We start from the raw sequence: 4075 nt of genomic DNA, 5'->3' as shown, positions 1-4075 counted from the left end.
TTGGGGACGGATACATATATTCCCTTCCTGGAACCGGCAGGCTGGGCATAAAAGATGAAGAGCTCATGGATACCCTGCTTATGTATGTGCGCCAGAGCCTGGCCGGGCAGGAGTACCTCTCAATCCTGAGCGAAAGGCTGGAAGAGGCCCTCAGGGATTTCGAGTATGATTATTTTACTCTGAATATCATTCCCATGGCCGATGATGTCCGGGCGCGCATAGAGATCCGCGGAGAGGGAGTGCACGGCGATCCTCCCCAGCGCGTGGGCAGCTTGGTGCTCAATGTCAGTGGCCTGGAAGACACTTTGAACCATGCCCTGGATCTGGGAATCACCGGAGAAGACGCCGCCAGGAGGGCGCTGGACGACTGGCTGGATTTTTGACCCCGACCTTTGACCCGTTTATCAGTACATTGAACTGTTACCAAAGAAGCGGAGAGAATCATGGACAAGAAGATTCTGTGTTTACTGGCAGTGCTTATTTTTTTGCTGGCATCGTGCACAAGGCACCATGTGACCGCCGACACTACCCACAAGGTAGAAATAGCCCCCATTCATGTCACAGTGGACATCAACCTCAAGGTGCAGAAGGCCCTGGATGACGCCTTAGCTTTTCAGGGCGGTATGGAGGATATTTTTTCCGAAGAAGAGCTGAAGCAGTTGCAATAGTTTCAAAACATGAACCACGAGGTTAAGATCATGCAAAATAAAATCTGGACGGTGCTTTTGATATGTCTGCTGTCTTTTATGCTGGGAAGTTCTGCTGCCTGGGCCCAGAACAGGAGCAAGGATGAAGTGGTGCAGAGCATGAAGGACCGCCATTCCAGCCTGGTACAGGCCAAGGACCAGGGCCTGGTGGGCGAGGCCTGGAACGGCATGGTTGCTTTAGTCGATCAGGGCGCTCCATCCCGGGTGCAGGACCTGGTGGACTCGGAAAATTACGACCGCAGAGAGCTTTACCAGATAATCGCCGCGGATACGGATACCTCCGTGCAGGAAGTGGCCCTGCAGAACCGCATCCGCATGTACCGCCTGGCCGATGACAACCATTATGTCCAGGACCAGAACCGCAACTGGGTGCGTAAAAAGGATTTCGAAAATTAGGGCCTATGACAACAAAGGACGATAATAATCCTTCAGGCCATGATGCAGGCCGGGCCGGCCTACAGGACCTGCTCCAGGTATTTCACGGAGTAAACGAGGCCCTGTTTGTGCATGACTCGAAAGGCGGTATCCTGGAGCTTAATGAAAGAGCCATGCGGATGTTCGGCGTGGATAGAAACAGGGCTCTTGACCTTGATTTCGGCAGGGATTTTTTTGCGCCGCATGCCCCCATGCGCAAGCTCTCAAGGCTCTGCTCCAGGATAGATGCCGGAGGGAATCTTCTTTTTTCCTCTACTGCCAGGATTCCAGGCGAGGGCAGGCAGTTTTCCGTGGAAGTGTACATGAAGAAGATCGCCTGGAGGGGCAGGGAAGCCGTCCTGACCACCCTCAGGGACATCACCAGACACAAGGAGTACGAATCCAGGCTCAGGATCAGGAGAAAGCAGCTTGAGGCCATCCTGGACGCTGTGCCCATCGCCACCTTTGTAATCGACCATGAGCACAAGGTGGTTATCTGGAACAAGGCCTGTGAAGCTTTTACCGGGGTCTTAAGGGATAAGACCCTGGGCCGGGCCGTGGACTCCAGGATCTTCTACCCCGGTCCGGGCAGGCAGGTACTGGCTGACCTGGTACTGGAAGGCAACGTGGAAAAGATGTGCACCCTTTACGGAGATAAAAACCTTGCCCCCTGCCTTTATATCCCTGATGCCTACGAGGCCAGGGATACCTTGAACATTCAGGGCGAGGCCAGGGATATATACTTTCTGGCTGCTCCTTACCAGGACGTGCAGGGCAGGGTGCTTGGAGCCATTGAGACCATTCAGGACGTAAGCGACCGGACCAGGGTGGAGCGGGCCCTGAAATCCAGCGAAAGACGCCTGCGGGAAATAACCTCCAACATACCGGGTGTTGTATATCAGTATTATGTCCAGGACCGGGACACGAAGATGTTTACCTTTATCAGCGACGGTGTGCGCTGGATGTTCGGCCTGGACCCATACAAGGTGCTGGAGGATCAGGAGCTTTTTTTCCAGAGTATGGACGAGGACATCCGGGCCACTTTTCTGCAGGCCCTGGAGTCGGGGGGAGAATCGGATGAACTCCAGGAATTCATATTTTCCATGCCCGGAGGACCTGACGGGGAAAAGGTCTGGATCAAGAACAGGGCCCTGTGCAGGGTGCGGGAGGAAGACGGAGCCGTTGTCTGGAACGGGGTGCTCACAGACATCACCCAGGAAAAGAGGCTGGAAATAATGCGCAGTGAAGTGGAGCGCATAGTGCGCCATGATATGAAGTCTCCCCTCATTGGCATCGCCGGCCTGGGCCGGCATCTGCTCAAAGAGGACCTGAGCGAAAAGCAGCGCAATTTCGTGGTCACCATCTACCAGAGCGGGATAAAACTCCTGCGCATGCTCAACAACACCATGTCCCTGCTCAGGATAGAACAGGGCACTTATACCCTCAAGGAGGAACGGGTCAACCTGGCTGAAGTTTTCTGTTCACTGCATGAAGAGCTCTTGCCCTCGGCGGAAAACAAGGGCGTAAAGCTGGAATACTATCTCAACGGAGCGGCCATGACCAGAAGTGACAGCGTGGAGACAAAAGGGGAGAGGATTCTTCTGGAATCCCTGTTCGCCAATCTCCTGCACAATGCCCTGGAGGCCTCTCCCACTGGAGAAAGCGTGCAGGTTGTCATTAAACGCAGCAAGGATTCATGCCTGGTGGATATCCACAACCAGGGGGCTGTTCCCGCAAACATCAGGGACAGGTTCTTTGACCGCTACGTCACCCATGGCAAGCAGTACGGCACGGGCCTTGGCACCTACAGTGCCCTGCTCATCGCCAGGGCGCACGGCGGAGATATTACCTTCACCACCTCGGAAGAAGAAGGCACCCACCTCTTTGTGACTCTGCCGATACCGTATTGATAGACCTGAAGAAGGGGGGAAGGGGTAAGTGGCGCGCCTGGGAGGATTCGAACCCCCGGCCAAGAGCTTAGAAGGCTCCTGCTCTATCCTACTGAGCTACAGGCGCACAAAGTGCATATTAATCAGCAGGACGCCAAAAGTAAAGAGATGAATTTCAGGGTCTTTACTTCACAGCCGGGTTACTGACCCTCCGCCCGGGCCTTGACGCCCTGATTTTTTATGGCGGCATTGATGCGCCTGAAGGCACCGCTGTCCTCCACCCGCAGTTCCGGTTCCGAGGCCATGGCGTTGAGCATGCGCTGCATCTTCAAAAAGTCAGCGCCCCTGCTCATGTTGATCATAGCGCATAAAACCATTTCCCGTTCCCTGATTTCCTTTTCCTTTTCCTGGCGCATTTTTTCAGCTACGGGCAGCAGCAGAAAATTGGCCAGAACTATGCCATAAAGGGTGGAGACCAGGGTGACCGGCACATTTTTCAGGATAAGGCTTGTTTCCTCTATACCCATGAGCAGTCCCACCAGCCCGATTACACTGCCGGCCACCCCGAATGAGGGGGCGTAGGCCGCCATGTTGCGAAATACCTTTTCCAGTTCCTGCCGGAAACGGCAGTGGGCCTGGGCATCAGATCCCATGATCTCCCGGATCTCGGTCTCGCTGTAGCCGTCCTTTATAAGCTCCAGCCCGTGGGCAGCTACAGGGTTTATCTCCCTGATGCTTTCCGGGCTGATGATACCGTGCCTGCGGTGCAGATGCCCCAGGCTCATAAGGGCGTCCAGGAGTCTTTTTTCCCGCCCCTGTTCTTCGGTGTAAGCCCTGGATGCGAATCCCAGGGCCTTTTTCACCCTTCCTGGTCCGGAGCTTAGAAGTCCGGCGCCCAGGGTGCCGGAAGTGACCACCAGAAAGGCAGTGGCGTTGAAATATATTGAGGCCTCTCCGGCCAGGAAAAAGGCTGACACAAAGAGCGTAAAGCAAATCAGGCCTGCGGTTATGGTTTTGTTTATCATGACATACTCCCGGGTCGAAAAAATATATGCTTGTTTACGA

At 54.6% G+C, this 4075-nt stretch carries 5 protein-coding genes and 1 tRNA gene; 4 read left to right on the top strand and 2 right to left on the bottom strand.

Annotated elements, in window-relative coordinates; all coding sequences use genetic code 11:
- The 4 genes from D5S03_RS02180 to D5S03_RS02165 all read left to right on the top strand — a co-directional run.
- Positions 1-383: hypothetical protein (locus tag D5S03_RS02180; RefSeq protein ID WP_287042548.1), on the top strand; the 383-nt coding region annotated here is incomplete at its 5' end.
- 60 nt (positions 384-443) lie between these two features.
- Entirely contained in the window at positions 444-668 is a 225-nt protein-coding gene (locus D5S03_RS02175) for a hypothetical protein (RefSeq protein ID WP_008869607.1), read from the top strand.
- 30 nt (positions 669-698) lie between these two features.
- Positions 699-1103 (top strand): YdbL family probable chaperone protein, encoded by a 405-nt coding sequence (locus D5S03_RS02170; protein ID WP_008869606.1) that lies wholly within the window; start codon positions 699-701, stop codon positions 1101-1103.
- 5 nt (positions 1104-1108) lie between these two features.
- Positions 1109-3031, top strand: coding sequence for a sensor histidine kinase (locus D5S03_RS02165; RefSeq protein WP_287042547.1), 1923 nt, complete (start codon positions 1109-1111; stop codon positions 3029-3031).
- 29 nt (positions 3032-3060) lie between these two features.
- Here the strand turns inward: D5S03_RS02165 and D5S03_RS02160 are convergent.
- Positions 3061-3137, bottom strand: a tRNA-Arg gene (locus D5S03_RS02160).
- A gap of 73 nt (positions 3138-3210) precedes the next feature.
- Positions 3211-4035, bottom strand: coding sequence for a motility protein A (locus D5S03_RS02155; protein WP_008869604.1), 825 nt, complete (start codon positions 4033-4035; stop codon positions 3211-3213).
- Positions 4036-4075 lie beyond the last annotated feature (40 nt).

Origin of the sequence: Desulfonatronospira sp. MSAO_Bac3, from assembly GCF_003838035.1 — a bacterium.
In the GTDB taxonomy this organism is placed as follows: Bacteria; Desulfobacterota; Desulfovibrionia; order Desulfovibrionales; family Desulfonatronovibrionaceae; genus Desulfonatronospira; species Desulfonatronospira thiodismutans.
Note: the sequence above shows the minus strand (reverse complement) of the source record. Positions and strands in the feature narration are given on the sequence as shown.

Bases quoted from the DNA above. Each gene is read 5' to 3' on its own strand.
- D5S03_RS02175 (WP_008869607.1), top strand. From the start codon at position 444: ATGGACAAGAAGATTCTGTGTTTACTGGCAGTGCTTATTTTTTTGCTG.
- D5S03_RS02170 (WP_008869606.1), top strand. From the start codon at position 699: ATGCAAAATAAAATCTGGACGGTGCTTTTGATATGTCTGCTGTCTTTT.
- D5S03_RS02165 (WP_287042547.1), top strand. From the start codon at position 1,109: ATGACAACAAAGGACGATAATAATCCTTCAGGCCATGATGCAGGCCGG.
- D5S03_RS02155 (WP_008869604.1), bottom strand. From the start codon at position 4,035: ATGATAAACAAAACCATAACCGCAGGCCTGATTTGCTTTACGCTCTTT.